The following is a 26,402-nucleotide window of genomic DNA, read 5'->3' as shown; positions in this document are numbered from 1 at the left end:
CTTTTTTGACGACGTGGTGGGCGGATGGGCGATGATAGCCCATTGGCTTGCCGCCCCCGTGTTCAGGAAACACCACGATGTCACAGATTCAACCCGGCCTGCTATGGGTGGTTGCCACGCCGATCGGTCATCGGGATGACTTTTCCGCGCGCGCCATTGAAACCTTGCGTTCAGTCGCGGTGATCGCCGCGGAAGACACCCGTCACAGCCGGCCGCTGCTCATGCACTACAACATCGGCACGCCGCTGATGGCCTTGCATGAGCACAACGAGCGCGAAGTGGTGGATGCCATCGTCAGGCGTTTGCTGGGTGGCGAATCGGTGGCTCTGATCTCCGATGCGGGCACGCCCCTGATCAGCGATCCTGGCTTTCGCCTGGTGCGTGCAGCTCGGGCAGCGGGTATCCGCTGCGCACCGGTGCCGGGCGCCTGCGCGGCCATCGCGGCGCTTTCCGTAGCTGGCCTGCCGAGTGACCGCTTCGTATTCGAGGGCTTCCTGCCGCCCAAGGCAGCGGCACGGCGCACCCGCTTGCAGGAACTTGCGGGCGATGCACGCACACTTATCTTTTATGAGTCATCGCATCGCGTGGCCGAGAGTCTGGCCGATATGCGCGATGTCTTTGGCGAAGCCCGCGAAGGCGTGCTGGCGCGCGAGCTCACCAAACTGTTCGAAACGGTGATCAGTGTGCCGCTGGGTGAGCTGGCGACGCGCGTCGCCATCGATCCTGATCAGCAGCGCGGTGAGTGCGTCATTCTCGTGGCCGGGCGCGGTGAAGAGGCGGATGCGCGCGAGGCGGAAGGGCGCCGGGTGTTTGCCATCCTGCGGGAAGAGCTGCCGCCCGCAAAGGCGGCGAAGCTGGCGGCGGCCATTACCGGCGCGCCGCGCAAGCTGCTGTACGAGGGCTAGCGCACTTGCCTGCTCTTTGTAGGAGCGCACTTGTGCGCGACCAGCGAGCGGAGCGTTGATGATGCGAGGTAGCGGTCGCGCACAAGTGCGCTCCTACAGGTGAAGTACCGTTCACTTCTCAGGCCCCTTGAGCCTCATATTCCACTAGAATGCACGCCGGAGTCGGCCGGACAGTCGCGTCGCGCGCAAGCGCATCGAGGAAAGTCCGGGCTCCATAGGGCAAGGTGCCAGGTAACACCTGGGCGGCGTGAGCCGACGGCCAGTGCAACAGAAAGCAAACCGCCGAACGGCACCCTCGGGTGCGCGTGGTAAGGGTGAAACGGTGCGGTAAGAGCGCACCGCGCGCGGGGCTAACGCCGCGTGGCACGGTAAACCCCACCTGGAGCAAGACCGAATAGGGGAACGATAACGCGGCCCGCGTTGTTCCCGGGTAGGTTGCTGGAGCCTGGCGGTGACGCCAGGCCGAGAGGAATGACTGTCGCGCCGCAAGGCGTACAGAACCCGGCTTACAGGCCGACTCCACCTCCTTCACTACCGGTCGCCGCCCACCCTGTCAGTCATGTCAGGGTCGGCGGCGATCGCGTGTCGGCGGGCATGAATGGCCGATTCATGTCGGCAGCCTCCGGAGAGGCTCGCGGGAGCGCAGGAATGCGCGGTGGCGAAGCAAAAAATCCCAGCCATTCAAACACCTTTGAGTGTTTCCTCAGAAAGGGCTGGAATTACTGCCAGATCACCGCCTTTCTCATTGATTCACAAGAAAAATTTCCTTGACAGTCTCAGGGGGCGAGACTATCGTGGGTTCCTGTGTGAAATCGTGGGAATTAGTGGAGCCTAACGGTCGTGTTCCAGGGCGAAACCGCCATCACTGTCGACGACAAAGGCCGGCTGGCCATCCCAACCGCGTACCGCGAGTTGGTGGCTGACGCCTGCGCCAATCGTCTGGTGATCACCTACAACCCCTTCGAGTCGGGCTGCCTGTGGCTGTTCCCGTATGCGGAGTGGGAAAAGGTGCGCGACCAGGTCAACGCTCTTCCCAAGGTCAAGGCGGCCCATCGCGACATGCAGATGAAGCTGGTGGGTGCCGCCGCCGTGGTCGAGCCTGATTCCGCTGTGCGCATCCTGCTGCCGGCGAGCCAGCGCGCGACCACGGGTATCGAGAAGAAGGCGGTTCTGCTGGGTATGGGCAACAAGTTCGAGCTTTGGAGCGAGCTGGCTCACCTGGCCAAGATCCGCCAGACCATCGGCGAAGACGAGATCACCAACGAAATGGCGGAGCTGCAGCTGTAACCGGCAACGGTGGCGGCGCGGCGGAGTGAACGAGACGGGAACGGGAGTGCGGCGGCATGGCCGAGCAGTTGAAGCACATCCCGGTGATGCTGGGTGAAGCAGTGGAGGGACTCGCCGTGCAGGCAGGCGGGCGGTATCTCGATGGCACCTTTGGACGCGGCGGCCACGCTCGCGCCGTGCTGTCGCGCCTCGGGCCGGAAGGCCGCCTGTTGTTGATGGATCGCGACCCGCAGGCTATTGCCACTGCGCAGGCCGAATTCGCGGGCGATCCGCGCGTGTCCATTCGCCACGCCAACTTCTCCAGCATGGCCGAGTGGAGCGAAACCGCCGGCGGCCTCGACGGCATCCTGCTCGACCTGGGCGTCTCCTCGCCGCAGCTGGACGAAGCCGCGCGCGGCTTCAGCTTCATGGCGGATGCACCGCTCGACATGCGCATGGACACCACGCAGGGCGAAAGCGCGGCTGATTTCCTGGGACATGCCTCAGAGAAAGAGATTGCCGACGTGCTGTGGATCTACGGCGAAGAGCGCTTCAGCCGCAAAATCGCGCGCGCCATCGTCGAGGGTCGCGCAGAAAATCCGATCACCCGCACCGGCCAGCTGGCCGCGTTGATCGAGCGCGTGGTGGGCCGCCGCGAGCCGGGCAAGCATCCGGCCACGCGCAGCTTCCAGGCATTGCGCATCCGCGTGAACGGCGAGCTCGATGCGCTCGACCATGGCCTCAACGCGGCGCTGTCGCTGCTCAAGGTCGGTGGCCGCCTGTCCATCATCAGCTTCCACTCGCTGGAGGACCGTGCGGTCAAGCTGTTCATCCGCGACCACTCGGGACGCGTGCAGGGCAGTCGTCGTGGCCCGCCGGTCGCCGCCGCGCCTGCGCGTCTGGCGGCTGTGGGCAAGGCGCAATTTCCTTCCGAGGCTGAGCTGGCCGTCAATCCGCGCTCCCGCTCGGCGGTGCTGCGCGTGGCGGAGAAGCTCTCATGAAGGTTATCGGCGGCATCTTCATGCTGATCCTGATCGCGGCGGTGCTGTCCAGCGCCATTGCCGTGGTGTGGACGCGCCATGAGAGCCGCGTGTTGTTCGTCGAGCTGACCCGCCTGCAGAACCAGCGCGACGATCTGAATATCGAATACGGCAAGCTGGAACTGGAACAGGCTACCTGGGCCGAACCGCGCCGCGTGGACGACGAATCGCGCCAGCGCATTGGCATGGTCAATCCCAAGCCGCAAGACATCCAGCTGGTGCGCCGATGAAGCCACGTCCGCGCACGACGTCCCACTCCTCCCGACGTCGCGATGGGGCACCCAGCACCCGCCGTCGCATGGTGCTGGTGGTGAGCGTGCTCGCCATGGCTTCGCTGGGTCTGGTGGCGCGTGCGTTCGACATGCAGGTGGTGCGCAAGGATTTCTACCAGAACCAGGCCGACGCCCGCATCCTGCGCGAAGTGCCGATTGCGGTGTCGCGCGGCACCATCTTCGATCGCAACGGCGAACCGCTAGCGGTGTCGACGCCGGTGATGTCGATCTGGGCGAATCCGGCCGAAGTGCTGGACAACGAAGACAAGCTGCCGGCGCTGGCCAAGGCCATCGGCATGGATCCGGATGCGCTCAAGCAGTACCTGGCGCAGCGTTCCGAGCGCGAGTTCGTCTACCTCAAGCGCCAGATGTCGCCAGATGCGGCGCAGGTGGTGCTTGATCTCGCCGTACCTGGCGTCAACGGCCAGCGCGAGTTCCGCCGCTTCTATCCGTCGGGCCCGGTGATGGCGCATGTGCTTGGCTTCACCAACATCGACGACCACGGCCAGGAAGGTCTGGAGCTGGCGTTCGATGATTGGCTGGCCGGTAAGGAAGGCCGCAAGCGCGTTATTCGCGATCGCCAGGGCCACGTGGTGGAAGATCTCGATCTGGTGCGCGCGCCGCAGCCAGGTCGAGACATCACGCTCAGCATCGACCGCCGTATCCAGTTCCTCGCCTATAACGAGTTGAAGAACACCATCCAGCAGTCCGATGCGGATTCCGGCTCGATCGTGATCATCGACGTGCGCAACGGTGAAGTGCTGGCCATGGTGAACTGGCCCACCTACAACCCGAACGCCTTGCGTGGCAGTAATCCGTCGAGCCGCCGCAACCGTGCGATGACTGACGTGGTGGAGCCCGGCTCCACCATCAAGCCCATTTTGATGGCAGCAGCATTGTCCAGCGGCAAGTACACGCCGACAGGGCCGCTGGTCGATACCGGCAACGGCCACTTTTTCTATATCCGCAAAGACATCCGCGATACGCACTCGAACGGCATGCTTTCGCCCACCGGCATCATTGCCAAGTCCAGCAACGTTGGCGCCGCCAAGGTAGCGCTGACGCTGGATACCGGCCTGATGTACGACACGTATCACGCGTTCGGCTTCGGAGCCAGCACCAACAGCGGCTTCCCCGGCGAAGCGTCTGGCTATCTCAAGCCGGGCAAGAGCTGGGGCATGCTGGAGAAGGCGATTCTGGCGTATGGCTATGGCCTCAACGTGACGCCGCTGCAGCTCACCAACGCGTACGCCACCATCGCCGATAACGGCGTGATGCACCTGCCCACCTTCGTCAAGGGCTCGGACAACGAAGCCAAGCAGATCATCGATCCCAAGGTCGCAAACGAATTGGTGCAGATGATGGTGGCGGTGACGCAGCCGGGCGGTACGGGCGCGCCGTATGCATGGATCGCCAACTACGGTGTTGCCGGCAAGTCGGGCACGGCGCACAAGGCGACGGCCGGTGGCTATTCCAACAGCAACTACAGTTCCGCCTTTGCCGGCGTTGTACCCGCATCCAGCCCGCGTCTGGCGGCGGTGGTGATCATCGACAACCCGAGGAAAGGCAGCTACTACGGTGCGCTGGTTTCCGGTCCGGTGTTCTCCAAAGTCCTGGACGGCGCACTGCGGCTTCTGGATGTGCCGCCGGACAACATTGGTCGCTGGTATGTCGGCGGGCCATTGCAGGGCCAGAACGGCCTGACGGGAAACAAGCCGCCTCCGGTTGAAATTGTGGATGACGCACCGGTCGACGAGGCTCCCCAATGACCGCGCGCCTCGACCAGCTTCTCAAGGGCATCGCCGACACCCCGGGTGTTGGCGATATCGTCGTTTCAGGACTCACGCTCGACTCGCGCCAGGTACGCCCGGGCGATGCGTTCTTCGCCCTGCGCGGCACGCGCGAGCACGGCATTACCTTTGCGCAAGGCGCTGTCGCGCGCGGCGCGCGCGTGGTGCTGGCCGAAGCGCCGGCCGACGACGTACCGCCGATGGATGTGCCGGTGCTGTGGGTCGACGGCCTGCACGGCAAAGTGGGCGAAATCGCCGCGCGCTTCTTCGGGCGTCCGTCCGAGTCGCTGCGCGTGATTGGCGTGACTGGCACCAACGGCAAGACCTCGACCGTGCAGCTACTGGCGCAGGCCCTCGAATACCTGGGCCACCGCGCCGCAACCATCGGTACGCTGGGTGCTGGCCTGCATGGCCAGATCAGCGAAGGCGAGCGCACCACGCCGGACGCGATCAACGTGCAGGGTTTGCTGGCCTCGTTCCGCGACGAAGGCGCGACCCACGTGGCGATGGAGGTTTCCTCGCACGCGCTGGAGCAGGGTCGCGTGGCGGCCGTGGCCTTCGAAGTGGCGGCGTTCACCAACCTCACGCGTGACCATCTCGATTACCACGGCAGCATGGAAGCCTACGGCGAAGCCAAGGCCAAGCTGTTTGCATGGCCCTTGCTGCACGCCGCCGCCATTAATGTGGACGACGCGTTCGGGCGTTCGCTCGCCAACCGTCTGCCAACGGCAGTGCGCGCGCTGCGTCTGAGCGCGGAAGGTGACGCTGGTGCAGATATCCGCGCCATCAATGTGGCCACCTCCGCCGAAGGCCTTGCTTTCGATCTGCAGACGCCGTGGGGCTCACATGCCGTCCACAGCCGTCTGCTGGGTCGCTTCAACGTGGCTAATTTGCTAACGGTGGTGGCTTGCCTGGGTGCGCTGGGTGCATCGTTCGAGCGCATCGTCGAAGCCGTCGAAGTATTGCAGCCGATCAACGGCCGCATGAATCGCCTCGGTGGCGTCGCCGACCTGCCGCTGGTGGTGGTGGATTACGCCCACACGCCTGACGCGCTTGAACAGGCGCTCTCCGCGCTGCGTGCGCACTGCGAAGGGCAGCTGATCTGTGTGTTCGGCTGCGGCGGCGAGCGTGATGCCGGCAAGCGCCCGCAGATGGGCGCCATCGCCGAGCGTCTGGCCGACCAGATCATCGTCACCGACGACAATCCGCGTGGCGAAGACGGCGACGTCATCGTGGCGCAGATCGTTGCCGGTTTGCAGCAGCCGAAGGCTGCGACGGTGCAGCGCGATCGCGCCGAAGCCATTGGGCAGGCCTTGTCGATGGCGCAAGCGGGTGACGTGGTGCTGATCGCTGGCAAGGGTCACGAAACCTATCAAGAAGGCGCGCACGGCAAGCGCCCGTTTGACGATCTGGCTGTCGCACGCCAGGCATTGGAGACACGCGCATGATGCGTTTGAGCGCCATCGCGCTGTGGACCCGCGGACGCCTGATCGGCGCCGATGTGGATGTCATGGGTGTCGCCATCGACACGCGCAAGCTGCAGGCGGGCGACCTGTTCGTCGCGATCAAGGGTGAGCGCGTCGACGGCCATGATTTTCTGGCCGAGGCCAAGGCACACGGCGCCGTGGCGGCGCTGGTGACCCGCAGGATCGATTTCGATCTGCCTCAGGTGCTGGTGGACGACACCGCGCTCGCCCTGGGTGATTTGGCGAGCGCCGTGCGTGCGCAGAACAACGTGCGCGTGATCGGCATTACGGGTTCCAACGGCAAGACCACGGTGAAGACGCTGACGGCGTCGATCCTGTCGCGTCATGGTCGTACCCACGTCAATGCCGGCAACTACAACAATGAGCTCGGCCTGCCGCTGACCTTGCTGGCCATGCCGCAGGACACCGAATACGCCGTGCTCGAGATGGGCGCAGGCAAGCCGGGCGACATCGCCTATCTCGCTGCCATCGCGCGGCCCGATATCGGCCTCGTCAACACCATCGCGCCCGCGCATCTTGAGCGCATGGGCAGCGTGGAAGGCGTGGCTGAGACCAAGGGCGCGCTGTACCAGGCACTGCCGGTCGACGGCGTGGCCATCATCAATGCGGACGACGCGTTCGCCAGCTTCTTTACCGGGCTGGCCGGCACGCGCCGTCAGCTGCGTTTTGCGCTGAACCATAAGGCGGACGTGGGTGCTGACATCCTAGATCAGCGCGTGGATGGCTCGCACTTCCTGATGAGTACCCCGGTGGGCGATGCCGAAGTGCAGCTGCCGCTGGCGGGTCGCCACAACATCGCCAATGCGCTTGCCGCGGCTTCGATTGCGCTGGCGCTGGACGTGCCGCTGGACACCATCGTGGAAGGCCTCGAGCAAGTTCCCGGCGTGGCCGGTCGTCTGCAGTTCGAGCGCATGCCGGGTGGTTGGACCTTGATCGACGACAGCTACAACGCCAATCCGGGTTCGGTCACCGCTGCCATCGATACGTTGGCCCTGGCCGACGGCGAGCGCTGGCTGGTGCTGGGCGACATGGCCGAGCTGGGCGAGAACACCATGGCGCTGCATGCCGGTATCGGCGAACACGCTCGCCAGCGTGGCATCGATCGCGTGTTTGCCGTGGGCCCGCTCAGCGCAGCGGCCACCAAGGCGTTTGGTGAGCGCGGCGAGCATTTCGCCGACAAGGCGGCGCTGATTGCTGCACTCAAGAAACATCTGCACGGCGGTGTGTGCTGCCTGATCAAGGGCTCGCGCTCGTCGGGTATGGATCAGGTGGTCGCCGCACTTCGTAACCACAACGGCAATGGGGAGGGCGCATCCGATGCTGCTTGAACTCGCAGACTGGATGGCGCGGCACTTCACCGCCCTGCATCTGTTCCAGTACATCACGTTCCGCACCATCATGGCCGCGCTGACCGCGCTGGCCATGTCGCTGCTGTTTGGGCCGACGCTGATCCAGAAACTGGCCGACCTCAAGGCCGGGCAGGTGGTGCGCAAGGACGGTCCGCAGACGCATTTGTCCAAGGCCGGCACGCCGACCATGGGCGGCGTGATGATCCTGCTTGCCGTAACCCTCTCCACGCTGCTGTGGACCGACCTGCACAACCGCTACGTGTGGCTGGTGCTGGCGGTGCTGCTCTGCTTCGGCGTGATCGGCTTCTATGACGACTACAAGAAGCTGGTGCTGAAGGACAGCCGCGGTCTGGCCTCGCGCTGGAAGTATTTCTGGCAGTCCGTGTTTGGCCTTGCCGCTGCGTTGTTCCTTTACTACTCCGCACCCATTCAGGCCGTGGGTGCTCTGCCGGTGGCCGAGACAGCGCTGTATGTGCCGCTGTTCAAGCAGGTGGTGATTCCGCTGGGCATCATGTTCGTGGTGGTGGCCTATTTCATGATTGTGGGCTTCTCCAACGCAGTGAATCTCACTGACGGTCTGGATGGCCTCGCCATCATGCCCACCGTGCTGGTATCGGGTGCGCTCGGCGTGTTCGCCTATCTGGCGGGCAACAAGGTGTTCTCGGAATACCTGGGCATTCCCTCGATTCCCGGCGCAGGCGAGCTGGCGATCTTCTGTGGCGCGCTGTCCGGCGCGGGCCTGGGCTTCCTGTGGTTCAACACCTATCCGGCACAGGTCTTCATGGGTGATGTCGGCGCGCTGGCCATTGGCGCGGCCCTGGCGGCTATTGCCGTGATCGTGCGCCAGGAAATCGTGCTGCTGGTGATGGGCGGCGTATTCGTGATGGAAACCGCCTCGGTGATGATCCAGGTGGCCAGCTTCAAGATGACGGGCAAGCGCGTGTTCCGCATGGCGCCCATTCATCACCATTTCGAGCTGAAGGGCTGGCCCGAGCCGCGCGTTATCGTGCGCTTCTGGATCATCAGCGTCGTGCTCGTGCTCATCGGCCTCGCCACGCTGAAGGTGCGCTGATGATCTTTGACACCACCCAGGCCAAACGACGACAGGGACCCCGCGGCAGCTTTGACATGCCGCTGGTGATCGCGCTCGTCGGTCTGGCCAGCATTGGGGTGGTGATGGTGGCTTCCAGCTCCATCGCGGTGGCGGAAAGCCAGCACATCGGCGCGTTTTATTTTCTGAAGCGCCATCTTCTGTTCCTCACGATCGGTCTGGTGCTTACGGGCCTCGCCATGCGTACCGAACTGAAGCTGCTGGAGAAGAACGCCTACGTGTTGATCGCTGGTGCGGTGCTGCTCCTGTTGTTGGTGTTCGTGCCAGGCATTGGTATGAGGCTCAACGGCGCGCATCGCTGGCTCAACTTCCGTATCACCAGTTTCCAGCCGGTCGAGGCAGTGAAGCTGATTCTGGTGGTCTATACCGCCAGCTATCTCGTGCGCCATCGCGAAAGCGTGGAGACGAGCTTCTGGGGTTTGTTCAAGCCCATCATGGTGGCCGGCCTGTTCGTGGTGCTGCTGCTGGCGCAGCCGGACTTCGGTTCCGCCACCCTGATGATCGCGGTGACCATTGGCATGATCTGGCTGGGTGGCGCCAAGCCGGTCTACCTCGGCGGCATGGGCCTGCCGGTGGTGACCTTGCTGTGGTTCGTGGCGAAGTTTGAGCCCTACCGCATGCGCCGCCTGACCTCGTTTGTCGATCCGTGGGCCGATCCGTTCAACGATGGTTTCCAGCTCACCCAGTCACTGATGGCCATCGGCCGAGGTGAATGGACTGGCGTAGGCCTGGGATCGAGCGTGCTCAAACTCTCGTACCTGCCTGAGGCGCACACCGACTTTATTTTCGCCGTGATCTCCGAGGAACTTGGGCTCGCCGGCATCCTGCTGGTCATGGGCCTGTTTTGCCTGGCGGTGGGGCGTGGCCTTTACATGGGCCTCAAGGGCATGGAAATGGGCCAGCGATTTGCCGGCTACGTGAGCTTTGGCATCTCACTGATGCTGGGCCTGCAGGCCATGGTATCCATCGGCGTGAATCTGGGTGCGTTGCCGACCAAGGGCCTGACCCTGCCGCTGATCAGTTACGGCGGTTCGTCGATCGTGCTGACCTGTGCGATGGCCGGTGTGTTGTTGCGCACCACCTATGAAATCAATCGCGCCATCGATGCGCGCCAGATGGCTGCGCGCATGCCGGCCAACGCGGTGCCGGATGCGAACACGGCAGCCGCGCCCGCGCGCGAGGCGGTGACCGCATGAGTGCGCCCAAGCCCGTGCTGATCATGGCCGGCGGTACCGGTGGCCACATCTTCCCCGGCCTCGCCGTGGCCGAGGCGCTGCGTGCGCAGGGCGTGCCGGTGGTATGGCTGGGCGCCGAAGGCGGCATGGAAACCAAGGTGGTGCCGGCGAACGGCATCGAGATGGTGACGGTGCCGGTCGGTGGTCTGCGAGGCAAAGGATTGAAGACGCGCCTGCTGGCGCCGCTGATGCTGGCGCGCGCGCTGCTGGCGTCGCTGGCCGCGCTGCGCCGGATCAAGCCGCGCAGCGTGCTGTCGATGGGTGGCTACGTCGCCGGCCCCGGCGGCGTGGCGGCGCGCATGATGCGTCGTCCGCTGCTGGTGCATGAGCAGAATCGCGTGGCCGGCTTCACCAATCGCAAGCTCGCTGCCCATGCGCAGCGCGTGTTGGCCGGTTTCAGCGATGCATTGCCGAATGCCGAGTGGGTGGGCAACCCGGTGCGTGGCGCCATCGCCGCGTTGCCGGCGCCGCGCGAGCGCATGACGGGCCGTACCGGTCGCCCGCGTCTGCTGGTGCTTGGCGGCAGTCTGGGCGCGCGCGCACTCAATATCGCGTTGCCACAGGCGCTGGCGCTGATCTCCCCGACGCAGCGTCCAGACGTGTTGCACCAGTGCGGCAACCGCGGCATCGACGAAGCGCGCGCCACCTATGCGAAAGCGGGCGTCGAGGCGCAGATCGTGCCTTTTATCGAAGACATGGCCGGCACCTATGCCTGGGCCGATCTTGCCGTCTGTCGCGCCGGCGCGCTGACGTTGGCCGAACTGACGGCAGCCGGTCTCGGCGCCGTGCTCGTGCCGTTCCCGTATGCGGTGGATGACCACCAGACCCGCAATGCCGAGGCGCTGGTCGCCGCGCATGCGGCCGAGTTGATGCAGGAGAAAGATCTGGACGTACAGCAGTTGGCGCAGCGCCTCGAAGCGTTGCTGGATGATCGCGAACGCTTGATCGCGATGGCCGAATCCGCGCGCACGCTCGCCAAGCCCGATGCGGCAGCGGTAATAGCGCGCGCCTGTGTGGAGGTGGCCGCATGACGCCGCGTCGCCTGCTTGCGCACGAGGATTTGATGGTCACGTTCCGTCGCGTGCATTTCATCGGCATCGGTGGTGTGGGCATGAGCGGCATTGCCGAAGTGCTGCACAACCTGGGCTATGCGGTCTCTGGTTCCGATCGCTCGAATTCCCCGACAGCGCAACGTCTCGCCGGCCTCGGCATCACGGTGCATGTCGGCCATGCCGCCGAGCACATCGGCGATGCGGACGTGGTCGTCACCTCCAGCGCCATCAAGGAAGACAATCCGGAGCTGCAGGCTGCCCGCGCCGCGCGCATTCCGGTGGTTCCTCGCGCCGAGATGCTCGGCGAACTGATGCGCTTCCGTCGCGGTATCGCCATCGCCGGCACGCACGGTAAAACCACCACCACCAGCTTGGTGGCCAGCGTGCTGGCCGAAGCCAACTACGACCCGACTTTCGTGATCGGTGGCCAGCTCAACGCCGCTGGCGCCAATGCGCGACTGGGCACGGGCCAGTACATCGTGGCCGAGGCGGATGAGTCTGACGGCTCGTTCCTGATGCTGTCGCCGGTGATCGCCGCCGTTACCAATATCGACGCGGATCACCTGGAGAACTACAACAACGACTTCGCCCAGGTGAAGAAGGCCTTCGACGATTTCCTGCATCGCCTGCCGTTTTACGGCCTGGCCGTGTTGTGCGTCGATGATCCGGAAGTGGCGCAGCTCGCCAAATCCACCACGCGTCGCGTGATGACCTATGGCATCGCCACCATGGATGCCGACGTGCGTGCGAGCAATCTCTCGCAGCATGGTTTCGAAATGCACTTCGACCTGTGGTTGCCGGGGCGCAAAGACGCGCTGCACGTGAAGCTCAACCTGCCGGGCCAGCACAACGTGCTCAATGCTCTGGCCGCCGCCACCATCGGATGGCAGCTGGGTGTAGAAGCGGAAGCAATCGCGCATGCGCTGCAGAACTTCCAGGGCGTGGGTCGTCGCTTCCATCGTCGCGGCGAGATCGCGCTCGACAAGGGCACGGCGCTGCTGGTGGACGACTACGGTCATCACCCGCGCGAGCTCGCTGCGGTGTTCGCTGCAGCGCGTGGCGGCTGGCCGGATCGGCGCCTTGTGGTCGGCTTCCAGCCGCACCGCTACAGCCGTACGCGCGACCTGCTGGACGACTTCGCCAACGTGCTCGCCGAGGCCGATGTGCTGGTACTGACGGACGTGTATCCGGCCGGCGAAGCGCCGATTGCCGGTGCCGATGGCCGCGCGCTGGCACGCGCCGTGCGCGCGCGGGGCAAGGTGGATCCGGTGCTGATCGAGCATCCGCGTGAACTGAAAGAAACGCTGCCCGCGCTGCTGCGCGACGGCGACTTATTGCTGCTGCTCGGCGCCGGCGATATCGGCGCGGCGGCGGTGGAGCTGGCGCAGGCCGGCAACCTGAGGACTCATAAGTGAGCAAGACGATTACCGATCCCGCACAGTTTGGCCGCGTCGCCGTTGTCATGGGCGGTAGCTCGGCCGAGCGCGAGGTGTCGCTGGACTCCGGCCGCAACGTGCTGGCCGCGCTGCAGGCGCGAGGTGTCGATGCGCATGCGATCGACGGCATTCCCGCGCTGCTCGATGCGGTGCGTGCTGGCCACTTTGCCCGCGTGTTCAACATCCTGCACGGCGGTGGTGGCGAAAACGGTGAATTGCAGGGTGCTCTGCAATCGCTGCGCGTGCCGTTCACGGGTTCTGGCGTGCTCGGCTCGGCGCTGTCGCTCGACAAGATCCGCGCCAAGCTGGTGTGGCAGGCCATCGGTCTCCCCACGCCCAAGTTCAAGGCGCTGCCGCGCGGCGCAGATGTGCATGCCGCGGCGCGCGAAGTCGGCTTTCCGCTGATCGTGAAGCCGGCCTGGGAAGGCTCCAGCGTGGGCGTGACCCGCGTGTTCAAGGAAGAGGATCTGGACGCCGCCGTCGAACTCGCGCAGAAGTATCCCGGCGACATGCTGATGGAAACCCTGATCGAGGGCGGCGAGTACACCGTCGGCATCCTCAATCGCCAGGTGCTTGCCACCATCAACATCGTGCCCAAGGGCGAGTACTACGACTACAACGCCAAGTACATTGCCGAGGACACCCAGTACATCTGTCCGGGCCTGCGCGGCGACGACGAGCGCGAGATGCAGGAGCTCGCCTTGCGAGCGTTCGACGCGCTGGCCTGCTGGGGCTGGGGTCGTGTCGACATCATGCGCGACAAGCAGGGCCGCAACTGGCTGCTGGAAGTGAATACCGCGCCGGGCATGACCTCGCATTCGCTGGTGCCCAAGGCCGCCGCGGTGGCGGGCATCGACTACCAGACGCTGTGCTGGCGCGTGCTGGAAACGAGCTTCCGGGAGGGCGTGTGAGGGGAACCATCCGCCTCGTTGCCTGGGTTTTGGCCATCGCGCTCGTGGCGCTGCCGGTTGTCGGCGTGCTGCGCGGATGGTTTGCGGCCAATCGTTGGCCGGTGACCCAGCTGACGGTGCAAGCCGAGTTCAAGCATGTGACCGAGGACGAGCTCCGTTCGGTGGTCATGCCGCGTCTCGGCAAGGGGTTCTTCGCGCTCGACCTGGATGCCGTGCAGAAGGCAGTAGCGGCGTTGCCGTGGGTGGAATCGGTGGAGGCTCGCAAGCGCTGGCCAGACACCTTGATTCTGCGCATCTATGAACGTCAGCCGTTTGCACGCTGGAACGAGAAGAAGCTGATCAGTCGCCAGGGCCTGGTGTTTGAGGTGCCGGACGTCGAGGCGAACACGGAACTGCCGGATCTGCGCGGCCCCGATGCGCGCTTGGCTGAAGTAGTGAGCTTCTACGCCGAAACACAGAAAGCTTTCGCGAACACCAAACTGAAAATCACTGGCGTCTCGCTCACCGAGCGTGGCAGCTGGAGCCTCACCACGAGCAACGGTGCGCAGATCGTCGTCGGCGATCGCGAACAGGCCGGACGTCGCCTGCGCCGTTTCCTCGATGTTTATCCGCAGCTGATGGCTGGCCACTCTGAGGGCTTTGCCTATGCCGATCTTCGTTACACCAATGGATTTGCCGTTCGATGGCCGCCGCAAGCGAGCACCGTGAACGCTGGAGGCTCACCCCGCACATGAAGACCAAGAACGACAAGCAACTGGTGGTCGGCCTCGACATCGGCACCTCGAAAGTGGTGGCGATCGTCGGCGAATACGAACCCGGTGAACCGATCGAAGTGATCGGTATCGGCACGCACGTGTCGCGCGGCATGAAGCGCGGCTCGGTGGTGGATATCGAATCCACCGTGCACTCCATCCAGCGCGCGGTCGAAGAGGCCGAGCTGATGGCGGGCTGCGATATCCGCTCGGTCTACGCCTCCATATCGGGCAGCCACCTGGAGACCAAGAACTCGCACGGCACCGCCGCGATCCGCGATCGCGAAGTGACCCCGGGTGATCTGGAGCAGGTGCTGGAGGCCGCCAGCGCCGTGGCGATTCCTGCCGATCGCAAGGTGCTCTACAAGGAGTCGCAGGAGTACCGCATCGATGGCCAGGACGGCATCCGCTCGCCGGTGGGTATGAGCGGCGTGCGCCTGGAAGCAAGCGTGCATCTGGTGACTGGCGCGGCAGCAGCCGTGCAGAACATCAGCAAGTGCATCCAGCGCTGCGGACTGACCGTCGACGAGCTGGTGCCTTCGGCTGTGGCCAGCGCCAAGTCGGTGCTGACCGATGACGAACGCGAACTGGGCGTGTGCCTGGTGGACATCGGTGCAGGTACCACCGATATCTCCATTTATACGCAGGGCGCGATCCGCTACACCAAGTCGCTGCCGGTGGGTGGCGATCAGGTGACCAACGACATCGCCTACGGCGTGCACACGCCGACTGCGCATGCCGAGGAGATCAAGATCAAGTACGCCTGCGCACTGGCGCAGCTGGCGCACGCGGAAGAAACCATTCAGGTGCCGAGCGTGGGCGATCGTCCGCCGCGCCGCCTCGCTCGTCAGTCGCTGGCGCAGTCGGTACAGGCGCGCTACGAGGAAATCTTCGAGATGGTGCAGGACGAACTTCGCCGTTCCGGCTACGAGAGCCTGGTCGCTGCCGGCGTCGTGCTCACTGGTGGCGCATCCCGCATGGAGGGCGCGCTGGAACTGGCCGAGGAGATCTTCCACAAGATGGTGCGTATCGGCGTGCCGCAGCACGTGTCAGGCCTGGGTGAGGTCGTCTCCAATCCGCTGCATTCCACCGGCGTGGGCCTGCTGTTGCATGGCGCCCGCACCGGCGGCATGCGCGCGAGCGGCCCCAGTGGCGGCAGCGTCGGTGGCCTGGTCGATAAGCTGCGCGGCTGGCTTACCAAGAATTTTTGAAAGGGATGGGGCATGAGGCCCCGCCATGGACGAATGGATGTTCGTCCGCCACCACGGGGCGACAGGAACGTCAGCACCCGTTGGTTACAACGACAACGAAGCTCTACGGAGGACGGGAAATGTTTGAACTGATCGAAAAACTCGCACCGAATGCAGTCATCAAGGTCGTCGGCGTGGGCGGTGGCGGCGGCAACGCCGTGGCGCACATGCTGAATGCAAACATCGAAGGCGTCGAATTCGTCGTCGCCAATACCGACTCGCAGGCCATGAAGACCTGCGGCTCTCGTACGCACCTGCAGCTGGGTGCCAACGTCACCAAGGGTCTGGGCGCCGGCGCCAACCCGGAAGTGGGTCGCCAGGCCGCGCTGGAAGATCGTGAGCGCATCGAAGAGATGCTCAACGGCGCCGACATGGTGTTCATCACCGCCGGCATGGGCGGTGGTACCGGCACGGGCGCAGCCCCGGTGGTTGCTCAGCTGGCCAAGGAGAAGGGCATCCTGACGGTGGCTGTCGTCACCAAGCCGTTCCCGTTTGAAGGCCGTCGCCGCATGCAGGTGGCGATGAAGGGTATCGAGGACCTCTCGCAGCACGTCGATTCGCTGATCACCGTGCCGAACGAGAAGCTGTTGTCGGTGCTCGGTCGCGAAGTGACGCTTCTCAATGCGTTCAAGGCCGCCAACGACGTGTTGCTCGGCGCCGTGCAGGGCATCGCCGATTTGATCACGGCTCCGGGCCTGATCAACGTCGACTTTGCCGACGTGCGCACGGTGATGTCCGAAATGGGCATGGCCATGATGGGCTCGGGCACCGCTCGCGGTGACGATCGCGCCCAGGCCGCTGCCGAAGCCGCCATCAACAACCCGCTGCTGGAAGACGTCAACCTCAACGGTGCCTGCGGCATCTTGGTAAACGTCACCGCCGGCCCGAATCTGACCATGCGCGAGTTCGACGAGATCGGTCGCGTCATCCACGACTTCGCCAGCGAAGACGCCACCGTAGTCATGGGCACCTCGCTCGATCCGGAAATGCAGGATGACGTGCGCGTCACCGTGGTGGCCACCGGCCTCAACCGCGCCAACGCTGCCCGCCAGCCGCAGCGCCCGGTGATGACCCAGCAGGTGGAAATGCGCCAGCGTCCGCGTCCGGTGGTGCTGCGTACCGGCACCGGCAACGAAGTGGTGGATTACGCCCAGGCTGAGCCGGTCACCACCAGCCGTACGGACACGAATGGACCGGCCAAGAGCGCCGATCCAAGCTTCGACTACTTGGATATCCCGGCCTTCCTGCGCCGCCAGGCGGACTGAGAAAACTAACTGAGCAAATAATTTGAAGAAAAATTGAACAAAACGCTGGTTTCACTTGTCAGTGACAAATCGCGAAGGATTCCGTGGAAGCGGGGTCCCTTGGCGACAGCCTTTGCGCCCGAGCTTGGCAGGCCGGCTGACATGGTCCGGCGTTCGTTCTCAGGTACGTAAGGCTTCAAAGACTGTGCTTCAGGGATGGCGCACGACCGCCTGGAATGATTCCGGGTTGGTCCAGCGTCCCGTTACCGGATCCCGTCCCGGTACGGGGCGCTGCGTCTGCCCAAGTCTATGAAGATATTAGGAAATTTTCTGATTGCCCTACGGGTGATTTTCTTTCATGAATGAAAGGAACATGAAAGGGTGATCAGAGTTTGTGGCGCGGGTTGGCTTTTCACAGGTTAAGACTGTGTTAGCATCCGTCCCCTAATTAGGCTGCTGCCCCTTACAGGTACCCAAAAAATGATCAAGCAGCGTACGCTCAAGAACATCATTCGCGCCACCGGCGTCGGTCTGCATACCGGCGACAAGGTGTACATGACGCTTCGTCCCGCTGCCCCGAATACGGGCATCGTGTTTCGCCGTACCGATCTGAATCCGCCCGTCGAGATTCATGCGCGTCCCGACAACGTCGGTGACACTCGCTTGTCCACCACCCTGGTGAACGGCAATGTGCGCGTGTCTACTGTCGAGCATCTGCTTTCCGCGATGGCGGGCCTGGGCATCGACAATGCCTATGTTGACTTGTCCGCCCCTGAAGTGCCGATCATGGATGGCAGCGCGGGTCCCTTCGTGTTCCTGCTGCAGTCGGCCGGTATCGAAGAGCAGAACGCCGCCAAGCGTTTCATCCGCATCAAGAAGCCGATCAAGGTGCAGGAAGGCGACAAGTGGGCCAGCTTTGAGCCGTTTGAAGGCTTCAAGGTCGGCTTCTCGATCGAATTCAATCACCCGATCATCAGCAAGCGCACGTCCAAGGCGGAGATCGATTTCTCCACCACCTCGTTCGTGAAGGAAGTGAGCCGCGCCCGTACGTTCGGCTTCATGCGCGACATCGAGATGCTGCGCGAACACAACCTGGCGCTCGGCGGTTCGATGGACAACGCCGTTGTGCTGGACGACTACCGTGTGCTCAACGAAGACGGCCTTCGCTACGAAGACGAGTTCGTGAAGCACAAGATCCTCGACGCCATCGGCGACCTGTATCTGCTGGGCCACAGCCTGGTGGGTGCCTACTACGCCCACAAGTCGGGTCACGAGCTCAACAACAAGCTGCTGCGCACCCTGATGGCCGATGCCTCGGCTTGGGAAGAAGTCAGCTTTGCGGACGATCCGGCCACCTCGCCGATCTCCTACGCCCATCCTGCTCAGGCCATCTGATCGACCACCGATCAGCTAAGTCCTCGACAAACCTGAACAAACTGAACGGCCGCGTCCTTGGGACGCGGCCGTTCGTTTTGTGATATACCTCGCCCCTTCCATCTGCAGCTGTTCACGTACTGATGACATCAGGGTCTGTCAGGTCCGTGGGGGCGTGTTATAAAGCCAACCGCACCGGCTTTCGAGTCGGTGTCAGGGGAGTACTGCAATGGAGTCGGCGGAAGCTGGGTGTCAGCCCGGGTCTTCGCCGGACTTGGAATCAGAAATTTCGGCGACGGACGCCAGCTCGAGGAACAGTTCCCGTAGTTCGGGGTCTGTTGTTGATGCCGCTGCAATTCTCAGGTGAGAGGCAGCGGCAGGCGAAAGCGGTTTTGACCGATCCGGCCAGATTTCTGCCGGTGGTGGGGGGGCCACTTTCACGGTGACTGAACTGGCGTACGTGCCCACAGCACGTGCGGTCGAGAGGATTTGCGTCTGGAGAAGGCGCAGCCTGGCGGCCAGAGCCGGGGACGGGGCCAGAAAAACGAGACGGCCGTTTTGCAGGTTGGCGAATCGAACCTGCTCGCGGAGTGGTGACGGTAACGTCTGGCGTAGTGCGCGATCCAACGCATCCAGCTCACGGGCTTTGCGGGCCAGTGAGGCAATGGGGCCAAACTCGGTGATGGCTTTGAGGCCGGAACCGGTGCGGCGAGAGCGATGGGGTGGTGGAGCGTCGCGCTGCATGGGTGCCGACATCTTCGACGTGGAAAGACATGCAAATCATACTTGTGTCACGCACCAAAAAGGTGCCGAAAACTCTAGATCTGGCCGACCGGCGGCTGCGCTGGCGCTTGTTCGGGTTGGCAGCAGCCGCGGTGCTGGGTTGCGCCGCCCTGGGTGGTGCGGTGGCCATGGTGGTTGCCAGCCCGCATGACCGGGCGCTATCGGAAATCAAGCGCCTTCGGCAGCAAGTGCAGCAGCAGAATCAGCAGCTGGCAGGCGTCCGCAAGGATGCCCAGCGCGATGTCGACGCATTGGCAGTGAAACTCGGGCAGTTGCAGGCGCAATCGACGCGACTCAATGCCCTCGGTGAACGTTTGACCCACGTCGGCAAGCTCGATGACGGCGAGTTCAATTTCGACCAGTCGCCCGCGGTCGGTGGTGTGGAAGACAACACCGCGGACAACGGCTACGCGCTTCCGCAGACCCTTGATACCAGCATCAATCAGCTGGCCAACCAGTTCGATAGCCAGCAGGCGCAGCTTTCCGCGCTGCAGAGCCTGCTGCTGGACGCCAGGATCGAGTCCAATCTCAAGCCCACCGGCATGCCGGTCGAGGGCTACATCTCTTCCTATTTCGGTGGCCGCCCGGATCCGTTCAGTGGGCATGCGGCCTATCACACGGGTCTAGATATCTCCGCCCCCACCGGTACGCCGGTGCATGCCGTGGCGGAGGGCATGGTGACCTACTCGGGCGTACGCCCCGGCTATGGCGACGTGATCGAAATTGACCACGGCAACGGCTACATGACCCGCTACGCCCACAACAGCAAGCTGGACGTGCGTCCTGGTCAGCGCGTGCATGTGGGTGACGTGATCTCTGAGGCGGGCTCTACGGGGCGCTCCACCGGTTCCCACGTGCATTTCGAGGTGTGGTACCAAGGCCGCGTGGTCAATCCGCTGGCATTCGTAAAGAATCACCGCTGAGCGCCCAGTGCGGGCGGCCTCGTGCCGCCCTTGAAAGCAAGTGCGCCTGCCGCCACTCCTAGCGTGGGACGATGATCGGGGGATCCGCCTGGGACCGGCCGTGAGGTGGCGCAGCGCGAGCCGCGGTGCCGCAGGGCGCCAGCGGTACGGCGTTTGGGATAGCCCGCCGACCCTAGTATCATCAATCCTTTCGTCCTGCCCGGATTTGCCGGGCGGGCGGCTCATGAATCCTGATCCGGAAGATCGATGCTCAACCGTGCCCTGACGAGCCTTTTCGGTAGCCGCAATGAACGCGTGCTGCGCCAGCTCTCCAAGAATGTTGCGCGCATCAACGCGCTGGAACCTGAGTTCGAGAAGCTGAGCGACGAGGCGCTGCGCGCCAAGACCGACGAGTTCAAGCAGCGACTCGCCGCGGGCGAATCGCTCGACAAGTTGCTGCCGGAGGCATTTGCCACGGTGCGCGAAGGCGCCAAGCGCGTGCTCGGCATGCGCCACTACGACGTGCAGCTGATCGGCGGCATGGTGCTGCACTCCGGCCGCATTGCCGAAATGCGCACCGGTGAAGGCAAGACCCTGGTCGCTACCCTGCCTGTGTACCTCAATGCGCTGGAAGGCAAGGGCGTGCACGTGGTGACGGTGAACGATTACCTCGCTCGCCGCGACTCTGGCCAGATGGGCAAGCTGTACGGTTTCCTTGGCCTGACCACGGGTGTGGTGTGGCCGGGCATGGATCACGCCGACAAGCATGTGGCCTATGCGGCCGACATCACTTACGGCACCAACAACGAATTCGGCTTCGACTATCTGCGCGACAACATGGCGCTCAGCAAGGACCAGCGCTACCAGCGCGGCCTGCACTACGCCATCGTCGACGAAGTGGACTCGATCCTTATCGACGAAGCGCGTACGCCGCTGATCATCTCCGGCCCGGCAGAAGATTCGCCGCAGCTGTACATCGCGGTGAACAAGATTGTTCCCAGGATGATTCGCCAGCAGGTGGAAGACGGCCCGGGCGACTATTGGGTCGATGAAAAGCAGAAGCAGGTGCATCTGTCTGAGGAAGGCATGTCGCACGCCGACGAACTGCTGCGCCAGGCCGGTGTGATCGAAGCCGACAGCGGCCTGTACGACTCCAAGAACCTAGCCGTGGTGCATCACCTCAACGCCGCGCTGCGCGCCAATGCCATTTACCACCGCGACGTGGATTACATCGTGCGCGATGGCGAAGTGGTGATCGTGGACGAGTTCACCGGCCGCACGCTGGCGGGTCGCCGCTGGTCGGATGGCCTGCATCAGGCAGTGGAAGCAAAGGAAGGCGTGCCGATTCAGCGCGAAAACCAGACGCTGGCCACCATCACCTTCCAGAACCTGTTCCGCATGTACAAGAAGCTGTCCGGAATGACCGGTACGGCGGATACGGAAGCGTACGAATTCCAGCAGATCTACGGCCTGGAAGTGGTGGTGATTCCCACCCACAAGCCGATGGTCCGCAAGGACAACTCCGACATGGTCTTCCTTGGCCAGCAGGCCAAGTACAACCATGTGATCGAGGACATCAAGGATTGCAACAAGCGCGGCCAGCCCGTGCTGGTGGGCACCACGTCCATCGAAGTGTCCGAGTTGCTGTCGGACCTGTTGCGCAAGGAAAAGATTCCGCACGAAGTGCTCAACGCCAAGCAGCACGAACGCGAAGCGCACATCGTGGCCCAGGCCGGCGCGCCGGGCTCGGTGACCATCGCCACCAACATGGCGGGTCGCGGTACCGACATCGTGCTTGGCGGCAGCCTTGAGGCTGCGCTGGCTGCGCTGCCAGAAACGGCGACCGATGCCGATCGCGCCAAGATCAAGGCGGATTGGAAGAAGCTGCACGAGAAAGTGCTCGCCTCGGGCGGTCTGCACATTGTCGGTACCGAGCGCCATGAGTCTCGTCGTATCGACAACCAGCTGCGTGGCCGTTCCGGTCGTCAAGGTGACCCGGGTTCCTCGCGCTTCTACCTGTCGCTGGAAGACAACCTGCTGCGTATCTTCGCCGGTGATTGGGTCGGTCGCTGGATGCGCATGTTCGGCATGAAGGAAGACGATGCGCTGGAAGACCGCATGGTCAGCCGTCAGATCGAAAAAGCGCAGCGCAAGGTCGAGCAGCACAACTTCGACATCCGCAAGCACCTGCTGGAGTTCGATGACGTCGCCAACGACCAGCGCAAGGTGATCTACCGCCAGCGCGACGAGCTGCTGGAAGTGGACGATGTCTCCGACACCATTGCCGACATTCGTGACGACGTGGTCACGGATCTGGTGCACCGTTACGTGCCCGCTGGCAGCATCGACGAACAGTGGGATCTTGCCGGCGTCGATCGCGAGCTGGAAAGCGAGTTCGGCCTGTCGTTGGATCTCAAGCACTGGGTTGAGCAGCAGCACGAAATCGAGGACAAGATGATCCTCGAGCATGTGCGCGAGGGCATCGAGCAGTTGTTCAAGGCCAAGGAGCAGCAGATTGGCGGCGAAACCATGCGCCAGCTCGAGAAGCACATCATGCTCAGCGTGGTCGACAACGCCTGGAAGGAACACCTGGCGAGCATGGACTACCTGCGTCAGGGCATTTATCTGCGCGGCTATGCGCAGAAGCAGCCCAAGCAGGAGTTCAAGCGCGAGTCGTTCGAACTGTTCTCCAGCATGCTCGACCGCATCAAGTCCGAAGTGGTGCAGATGCTCGCGCGTGTGCGCGTGCGCAGCGAGGAAGAAGTCGCTGCGATGGAAGCCGAGCAGCAGCGCCTCGCCGAGCGCTTGCAGCGCCAGATGCTGGCGAGCGGCGGTGGTGCACCGGTGGCGGCGCTGGGCGCGGACGCCGAAGCGGTTGCCGCCGGCAGTATGGCGGTACCGGCGGGTCATGCCCACGAAGGCGCGCGCGTGGGTCGAAACGATCCTTGCCCCTGTGGCTCCGGCAAGAAGTTCAAGCATTGCCATGGTCAGTTGAGCTGATAAAAAAAAGCCCCGCTTAGGCGGGGCTTTTTTATGGTGGGTGAGGTCGCCGCATGTGTACTGCGTTGCGATCGATTGAATCAATGCGCAGCGACATGCGTATGCTCGTGAAGCCCATCGGGGATGCCCGGTTTGTCCAGACCGCCGCTTTCCAACCAGGCCTGAGTGCATGCGCGCGACCGATCGATGAGATGGTTCGCAACGTCGTAGTTGTAAGGCGAGATATCCAATGGACACAAACTTGGTACGATTCGTAGCTCTACTGGGCCTTTGGTGAATCGCTCTGCATCGGTTACCAGCTGCCGCGAGACCAGCAGACTCAACGCATGCATGGCGCGCGCGATGGCGCCTGAAGGTATTCGTTCGATAGCGCAGGCGAAGCCCGTGGGCAGCACGATGATGCGAGTGGCGCCCAGCTTGGCCGCGGTCGAAATGGGAGCGTTGTTGCTCACGCCGCCGTCCACCAGCAACCGTCCATGAAGTCGCACAGGTGGGAATACACCGGGAATGGCGGCGCTTGCGAGCACCGCATCCACCACCGGTCCGCTGGACAGCAGAACCTCCTCGCCGGTGAGCATGTCCGATGCCACGACGTGTACTGGCAGTGGTGCAAGTTCGAGTCGCTGATACGTCAGGTGGCGCTCCAGTAGCGCACGCAGCCCATCTGAATCCACCAGATAATCGCGACGACGCAGCATGCCGATCACCGATCGCCAGTTCAGTGGAAACACGTCGCGCCTGCGCATGGCGCACCACAGCCGCTCCAGTCGTGTGACGCCATCAAGGCAAGGATCCGCTGCGAAGTAGGCCGCGTTGATGGCGCCGGCTGAAGCGCCGATGACAAAGGCCGGTTTCTCACCCCAGGCCAACAGTGCTTGCAGCATGCCCACCTCTACCGCACCCAGGCTACCGCCACCGGCCAACACGAACGCCGTGCAATGATCGAGTGGATCGCGGAAGGACCGGGTCTGCGTCATGGCGATCACTCTCGTTGGATCACAGTGATGTGGTGAACCGTGTCAGCCAGTCTGGGCTGATGGATAGCAGCCAGGCTTCGAGTCGGTGATCGGTGCCCGTGAGGATCAGCACGCCGACCAGCACAAAGCAGACACCGAGCCACGCCTTGATCCTATGGCCCGTTGAAACCAGCGTGCCGCGTAGGCGCGTGAACGTGGTGTTGGAGGCTGTGCTCAGCACAAGCAAGGGCAGCCCTGCGCCCAGACCAAACACCATCATCAGTAGCGCAATCTGGCTCAAGTTCCTGCCTTGAGCTGCAAGTGTCGTGGCTGCTCCCAGAGTTGGGCCAACACAGGGGCTCCATACCAGGCCTAGCAAAAGGCCGATGACCAACTGACTCAGCCAACCTTCGCCATGCACCTTGCCCAGCGCCTGCTGACCGACGTTGCCCATGCGAGAAGCTATCGTTGAGAACGTGGTTTGCCAACGCGGCACCAGCATCACCAAACCGAACACCACCATCAGTGCCGCCGCTATGCGACGGAACGTGTCCGGCGCGAAACCTGCGGATGCGCCCAGCGTGGCGATGAGCGTTCCCGACAACGCAAACGACAGGCTAAGGCCTAGTGCGAGCATGGCGCCGCCCCAACGATGACGCGACAGCGATGCGGCAATCAGAATCGGCAGTATGGGCAAGACGCACGGTGACAGCAGCGTGGCGGTACCCGCGAGAAATCCAAGCGCATAGGTGCCGAGTCCGAAGTCCATCAAAGTGCCTGCTGCAACGTGGCGCGAATGACCGCCTCGTCGGTTTGCCCAGTGGAGCGCGTCACCTCATGTCCCTTCTTGAAGACCACGAAGGTGGACTGGTGATTCACCTTCAGCGCTTTCTCTAGGGCAGTTTCCTTGTCAAAGTCCGCAACGAAGATCGTCACGGGTTGGAACGATGCTTCCTTCGATAGCTTGTCGACGATCGGCTTCTGCGCGCGGCAAGTGGGGCACCAATCGGCGTGCAGGTAAACCACCACGGGTTTCCCCGCAGCCAAGGCCTGCGCGTACTTGGCCTGATCGAAGGGCACTTCGTCGGCGATGGCGATACCTGTCGCGAACAGCAGCGGTGCCGCAAGCAAGCGGATTAATGATGATGTTTTCATAAACACAGCTACTCCGGTGGGTGCCGAATCAATCGGCGACGGCGGCAATGCGCTTGTGGCTATCGCCAACGCCGTCCGATGTGCGGATGCCAAGTGCCCGCGCCAGCAGCGTGTCCAGACTCACCTTGCCCGGACCTGCAATCAGCAGCCAGAAGAAGATCAAGCTGTAGACGATTTCGTCGGCTTCGACGTAATCATCCAGGCCCATCAGATTCGTCGATACGACCAGGGTCACGGCCACCGCCATGTTGATGATCATGGGGATGCACACCAGCCGCGTGAACAAGCCAAGCATGATCAGCAGGCCGCCAAGCAACTCGGTCCATGCGGAGAGCGTTGCGCTGAAAGCGGGGAAGGGAATGCCCCAGCTCATGAAGCGCTGGACGAAGGCGTCGAGGTTGTGAACCTTGCCTATGCCTGTCTCCAGCCAGAAGTACCCGAAGACCAGGCGCATGGTTAGTGGCCCCAGCCATTCGATGGCATGCAACAAGTGAAGCAGGCGCGAAGCCTTGGTAGCGAGGGAGGTGCGCATGACAGCGAGTTCCGGCGTGTTGATGTGGTGACATCATGCAAAGCATCATCACCATCCGCCATGTTCAGACGTCCATGCTTTCTTGCCCTCAGTCCGATCGTTCGTCACGCCGCACGCGGCTTCTGGCAGCCGGACGATTGGGCACAAAAGCGGGACGCCCGGGGACAGCCAGTTCACGTCGTCAGGTCAACAATGCCCCTCGTCGGAGTTCGCTCGGTCGATCGAGTCGCCGGGCCCGGCAATACCTCAATGACACCGTACAGGAGCCATCCATGAAGACCAGCAAACTCAACGGCGCAGCCATGGCGATGATGGTTGCCGGCTTGTTCGCCGTGACGTCGATGTCCGCATCCGCGGCGGACAAGACCGCCGGCAACACCGGTGATACCGCCAGCGTGAAGTGCATGCACTCGTCATCCTGCAAAGGCAAGGGCGCTTGCAAGCAGGCCACTAATTCGTGCAAAGGCCAGAACTCGTGCAAGGGTGAGGGTTTCACCATGCAGAAGACCCAGCAGGATTGTGAGGCCGCTCAGGCGGCGGCAAAACAGTCGTAATGTATGTAGCGGGGGGGGGGGGGGGGGGGGGGGGGGGGGGGGGGGG

Annotated in this window: 24 protein-coding genes and 1 other RNA gene; 20 read left to right on the top strand and 5 right to left on the bottom strand. The window is 63.4% G+C overall.

Annotated elements, in window-relative coordinates; all coding sequences use genetic code 11:
- Positions 1-77 precede the first annotated feature (77 nt).
- The 17 genes from rsmI to lpxC all read left to right on the top strand — a co-directional run bounded on the left by rsmI (position 78) and on the right by lpxC (position 18,495).
- Complete coding sequence (rsmI, locus tag AC0GUR_RS21040; RefSeq protein ID WP_472879476.1) at positions 78-905, top strand: 16S rRNA (cytidine(1402)-2'-O)-methyltransferase; 828 nt, start codon at positions 78-80, stop codon at positions 903-905.
- 158 nt (positions 906-1,063) lie between these two features.
- Positions 1,064-1,430: RNase P RNA component class A (gene rnpB, locus AC0GUR_RS21035), an RNA gene on the top strand.
- 315 nt (positions 1,431-1,745) lie between these two features.
- Positions 1,746-2,192 (top strand): division/cell wall cluster transcriptional repressor MraZ, encoded by a 447-nt coding sequence (mraZ, locus tag AC0GUR_RS21030; protein ID WP_102302930.1) that lies wholly within the window; start codon positions 1,746-1,748, stop codon positions 2,190-2,192.
- A 56-nt stretch (positions 2,193-2,248) separates the two neighbouring features.
- Positions 2,249-3,172, top strand: coding sequence for a 16S rRNA (cytosine(1402)-N(4))-methyltransferase RsmH (rsmH, locus tag AC0GUR_RS21025; protein ID WP_472879475.1), 924 nt, complete (start codon positions 2,249-2,251; stop codon positions 3,170-3,172).
- Between the two features lie 5 nt (positions 3,173-3,177).
- A complete protein-coding gene (gene ftsL / locus AC0GUR_RS21020; RefSeq protein WP_472879490.1) occupies positions 3,178-3,441 on the top strand; it encodes a cell division protein FtsL in 264 nt (87 codons plus the stop codon).
- Positions 3,438-5,252: a peptidoglycan D,D-transpeptidase FtsI family protein gene (locus tag AC0GUR_RS21015; protein WP_472879474.1), complete on the top strand. Its 1,815-nt coding sequence runs from the start codon at positions 3,438-3,440 to the stop codon at positions 5,250-5,252. The genes ftsL and AC0GUR_RS21015 overlap by 4 nt, the downstream gene beginning before the upstream one ends.
- Complete coding sequence (locus tag AC0GUR_RS21010) at positions 5,249-6,721, top strand: UDP-N-acetylmuramoyl-L-alanyl-D-glutamate--2,6-diaminopimelate ligase (RefSeq protein WP_472879473.1); 1,473 nt, start codon at positions 5,249-5,251, stop codon at positions 6,719-6,721. Before AC0GUR_RS21015 ends, AC0GUR_RS21010 begins: the two co-directional genes overlap by 4 nt.
- Positions 6,718-8,088: a UDP-N-acetylmuramoyl-tripeptide--D-alanyl-D-alanine ligase gene (locus AC0GUR_RS21005; RefSeq protein WP_472879472.1), complete on the top strand. Its 1,371-nt coding sequence runs from the start codon at positions 6,718-6,720 to the stop codon at positions 8,086-8,088. Before AC0GUR_RS21010 ends, AC0GUR_RS21005 begins: the two co-directional genes overlap by 4 nt.
- On the top strand, positions 8,078-9,181 hold the full coding sequence (gene mraY, locus AC0GUR_RS21000; protein WP_472879471.1) for a phospho-N-acetylmuramoyl-pentapeptide-transferase: 1,104 nt from the start codon (positions 8,078-8,080) through the stop codon (positions 9,179-9,181). The genes AC0GUR_RS21005 and mraY overlap by 11 nt, the downstream gene beginning before the upstream one ends.
- Positions 9,181-10,416, top strand: a complete 1,236-nt coding sequence (gene ftsW / locus AC0GUR_RS20995; protein ID WP_472879470.1) for a putative lipid II flippase FtsW — start codon at positions 9,181-9,183, stop codon at positions 10,414-10,416. The genes mraY and ftsW overlap by 1 nt, the downstream gene beginning before the upstream one ends.
- Entirely contained in the window at positions 10,413-11,486 is a 1,074-nt protein-coding gene (murG, locus tag AC0GUR_RS20990; protein ID WP_472879469.1) for an undecaprenyldiphospho-muramoylpentapeptide beta-N-acetylglucosaminyltransferase, read from the top strand. Before ftsW ends, murG begins: the two co-directional genes overlap by 4 nt.
- Complete coding sequence (gene murC / locus AC0GUR_RS20985; RefSeq protein WP_472879468.1) at positions 11,483-12,922, top strand: UDP-N-acetylmuramate--L-alanine ligase; 1,440 nt, start codon at positions 11,483-11,485, stop codon at positions 12,920-12,922. Before murG ends, murC begins: the two co-directional genes overlap by 4 nt.
- On the top strand, positions 12,919-13,854 hold the full coding sequence (locus tag AC0GUR_RS20980) for a D-alanine--D-alanine ligase (RefSeq protein WP_472879467.1): 936 nt from the start codon (positions 12,919-12,921) through the stop codon (positions 13,852-13,854). The genes murC and AC0GUR_RS20980 overlap by 4 nt, the downstream gene beginning before the upstream one ends.
- Positions 13,851-14,588, top strand: coding sequence for a cell division protein FtsQ/DivIB (locus AC0GUR_RS20975; RefSeq protein WP_472879466.1), 738 nt, complete (start codon positions 13,851-13,853; stop codon positions 14,586-14,588). Before AC0GUR_RS20980 ends, AC0GUR_RS20975 begins: the two co-directional genes overlap by 4 nt.
- Entirely contained in the window at positions 14,585-15,817 is a 1,233-nt protein-coding gene (gene ftsA, locus AC0GUR_RS20970) for a cell division protein FtsA (protein WP_472879465.1), read from the top strand. Before AC0GUR_RS20975 ends, ftsA begins: the two co-directional genes overlap by 4 nt.
- A gap of 119 nt (positions 15,818-15,936) precedes the next feature.
- On the top strand, positions 15,937-17,121 hold the full coding sequence (ftsZ, locus tag AC0GUR_RS20965; protein WP_472879464.1) for a cell division protein FtsZ: 1,185 nt from the start codon (positions 15,937-15,939) through the stop codon (positions 17,119-17,121).
- 459 nt (positions 17,122-17,580) lie between these two features.
- Positions 17,581-18,495 carry a UDP-3-O-acyl-N-acetylglucosamine deacetylase gene (lpxC, locus tag AC0GUR_RS20960; RefSeq protein WP_472879463.1) on the top strand — a complete coding sequence of 305 codons (915 nt, stop codon included), beginning with the start codon at positions 17,581-17,583 and terminating at the stop codon, positions 18,493-18,495.
- 231 nt (positions 18,496-18,726) lie between these two features.
- On the opposite strand, the gene AC0GUR_RS20955 is transcribed toward lpxC, so the two are convergent.
- The gene (locus AC0GUR_RS20955; protein ID WP_472879462.1) at positions 18,727-19,218 is read right to left on the bottom strand and encodes a DciA family protein; all 492 of its coding nucleotides are present in this window, start codon (positions 19,216-19,218) and stop codon (positions 18,727-18,729) included.
- 29 nt (positions 19,219-19,247) lie between these two features.
- Between AC0GUR_RS20955 and AC0GUR_RS20950 the strand changes: the two genes are divergently transcribed.
- Together AC0GUR_RS20950 and secA are read left to right on the top strand one after the other, a co-directional pair.
- A complete protein-coding gene (locus AC0GUR_RS20950) occupies positions 19,248-20,180 on the top strand; it encodes a M23 family metallopeptidase (RefSeq protein ID WP_472879461.1) in 933 nt (310 codons plus the stop codon).
- A gap of 246 nt (positions 20,181-20,426) precedes the next feature.
- The gene (gene secA / locus AC0GUR_RS20945) at positions 20,427-23,159 is read left to right on the top strand and encodes a preprotein translocase subunit SecA (protein WP_472879460.1); all 2,733 of its coding nucleotides are present in this window, start codon (positions 20,427-20,429) and stop codon (positions 23,157-23,159) included.
- Between the two features lie 80 nt (positions 23,160-23,239).
- Here the strand turns inward: secA and AC0GUR_RS20940 are convergent, their stop codons facing one another.
- From AC0GUR_RS20940 to AC0GUR_RS20925, 4 genes are read right to left on the bottom strand one after another with little or no spacing between them, the layout of a single operon-like run.
- Positions 23,240-24,136, bottom strand: a complete 897-nt coding sequence (locus tag AC0GUR_RS20940) for a patatin-like phospholipase family protein (protein ID WP_472879459.1) — start codon at positions 24,134-24,136, stop codon at positions 23,240-23,242.
- Between the two features lie 19 nt (positions 24,137-24,155).
- Positions 24,156-24,884: a cytochrome c biogenesis CcdA family protein gene (locus AC0GUR_RS20935; RefSeq protein ID WP_472879458.1), complete on the bottom strand. Its 729-nt coding sequence runs from the start codon at positions 24,882-24,884 to the stop codon at positions 24,156-24,158.
- Positions 24,884-25,270, bottom strand: coding sequence for a thioredoxin family protein (locus AC0GUR_RS20930; protein ID WP_472879457.1), 387 nt, complete (start codon positions 25,268-25,270; stop codon positions 24,884-24,886). Before AC0GUR_RS20930 ends, AC0GUR_RS20935 begins: the two co-directional genes overlap by 1 nt.
- A gap of 28 nt (positions 25,271-25,298) precedes the next feature.
- Entirely contained in the window at positions 25,299-25,802 is a 504-nt protein-coding gene (locus AC0GUR_RS20925) for a DoxX family protein (protein WP_472879456.1), read from the bottom strand.
- A gap of 272 nt (positions 25,803-26,074) precedes the next feature.
- Between AC0GUR_RS20925 and bufA2 the strand changes: the two genes are divergently transcribed.
- A complete protein-coding gene (gene bufA2 / locus AC0GUR_RS20920; RefSeq protein WP_472879455.1) occupies positions 26,075-26,356 on the top strand; it encodes a BufA2 family periplasmic bufferin-type metallophore in 282 nt (93 codons plus the stop codon).
- Positions 26,357-26,402: the final 46 nt, after the last annotated feature.

This window comes from Dyella sp. PARNA 12/25, from assembly GCF_055702865.1.
The sequence above is the reverse complement of the archived record's forward strand: the minus strand, read 5'-3'. Positions and strand labels throughout refer to the sequence as shown.

What these genes read in the sequence shown, in the direction of transcription:
- rsmI (WP_472879476.1), top strand. Translation starts at nt 78, where the DNA reads ATGTCACAGATTCAACCCGGCCTGCTATGGGTGGTTGCCACGCCGATC.
- AC0GUR_RS20935 (WP_472879458.1), bottom strand. Translation starts at nt 24,884, where the DNA reads ATGGACTTCGGACTCGGCACCTATGCGCTTGGATTTCTCGCGGGTACC.
- AC0GUR_RS21015 (WP_472879474.1), top strand. Translation starts at nt 3,438, where the DNA reads ATGAAGCCACGTCCGCGCACGACGTCCCACTCCTCCCGACGTCGCGAT.
- ftsZ (WP_472879464.1), top strand. Translation starts at nt 15,937, where the DNA reads ATGTTTGAACTGATCGAAAAACTCGCACCGAATGCAGTCATCAAGGTC.
- AC0GUR_RS20955 (WP_472879462.1), bottom strand. Translation starts at nt 19,218, where the DNA reads ATGCAGCGCGACGCTCCACCACCCCATCGCTCTCGCCGCACCGGTTCC.
- rsmH (WP_472879475.1), top strand. Translation starts at nt 2,249, where the DNA reads ATGGCCGAGCAGTTGAAGCACATCCCGGTGATGCTGGGTGAAGCAGTG.
- AC0GUR_RS21010 (WP_472879473.1), top strand. Translation starts at nt 5,249, where the DNA reads ATGACCGCGCGCCTCGACCAGCTTCTCAAGGGCATCGCCGACACCCCG.
- ftsA (WP_472879465.1), top strand. Translation starts at nt 14,585, where the DNA reads ATGAAGACCAAGAACGACAAGCAACTGGTGGTCGGCCTCGACATCGGC.
- bufA2 (WP_472879455.1), top strand. Translation starts at nt 26,075, where the DNA reads ATGAAGACCAGCAAACTCAACGGCGCAGCCATGGCGATGATGGTTGCC.
- ftsW (WP_472879470.1), top strand. Translation starts at nt 9,181, where the DNA reads ATGATCTTTGACACCACCCAGGCCAAACGACGACAGGGACCCCGCGGC.
- AC0GUR_RS20925 (WP_472879456.1), bottom strand. Translation starts at nt 25,802, where the DNA reads ATGCGCACCTCCCTCGCTACCAAGGCTTCGCGCCTGCTTCACTTGTTG.
- AC0GUR_RS20950 (WP_472879461.1), top strand. Translation starts at nt 19,248, where the DNA reads ATGCAAATCATACTTGTGTCACGCACCAAAAAGGTGCCGAAAACTCTA.
- AC0GUR_RS20940 (WP_472879459.1), bottom strand. Translation starts at nt 24,136, where the DNA reads ATGACGCAGACCCGGTCCTTCCGCGATCCACTCGATCATTGCACGGCG.
- secA (WP_472879460.1), top strand. Translation starts at nt 20,427, where the DNA reads ATGCTCAACCGTGCCCTGACGAGCCTTTTCGGTAGCCGCAATGAACGC.
- murG (WP_472879469.1), top strand. Translation starts at nt 10,413, where the DNA reads ATGAGTGCGCCCAAGCCCGTGCTGATCATGGCCGGCGGTACCGGTGGC.
- AC0GUR_RS20930 (WP_472879457.1), bottom strand. Translation starts at nt 25,270, where the DNA reads ATGAAAACATCATCATTAATCCGCTTGCTTGCGGCACCGCTGCTGTTC.
- murC (WP_472879468.1), top strand. Translation starts at nt 11,483, where the DNA reads ATGACGCCGCGTCGCCTGCTTGCGCACGAGGATTTGATGGTCACGTTC.
- AC0GUR_RS21005 (WP_472879472.1), top strand. Translation starts at nt 6,718, where the DNA reads ATGATGCGTTTGAGCGCCATCGCGCTGTGGACCCGCGGACGCCTGATC.
- lpxC (WP_472879463.1), top strand. Translation starts at nt 17,581, where the DNA reads ATGATCAAGCAGCGTACGCTCAAGAACATCATTCGCGCCACCGGCGTC.
- mraY (WP_472879471.1), top strand. Translation starts at nt 8,078, where the DNA reads ATGCTGCTTGAACTCGCAGACTGGATGGCGCGGCACTTCACCGCCCTG.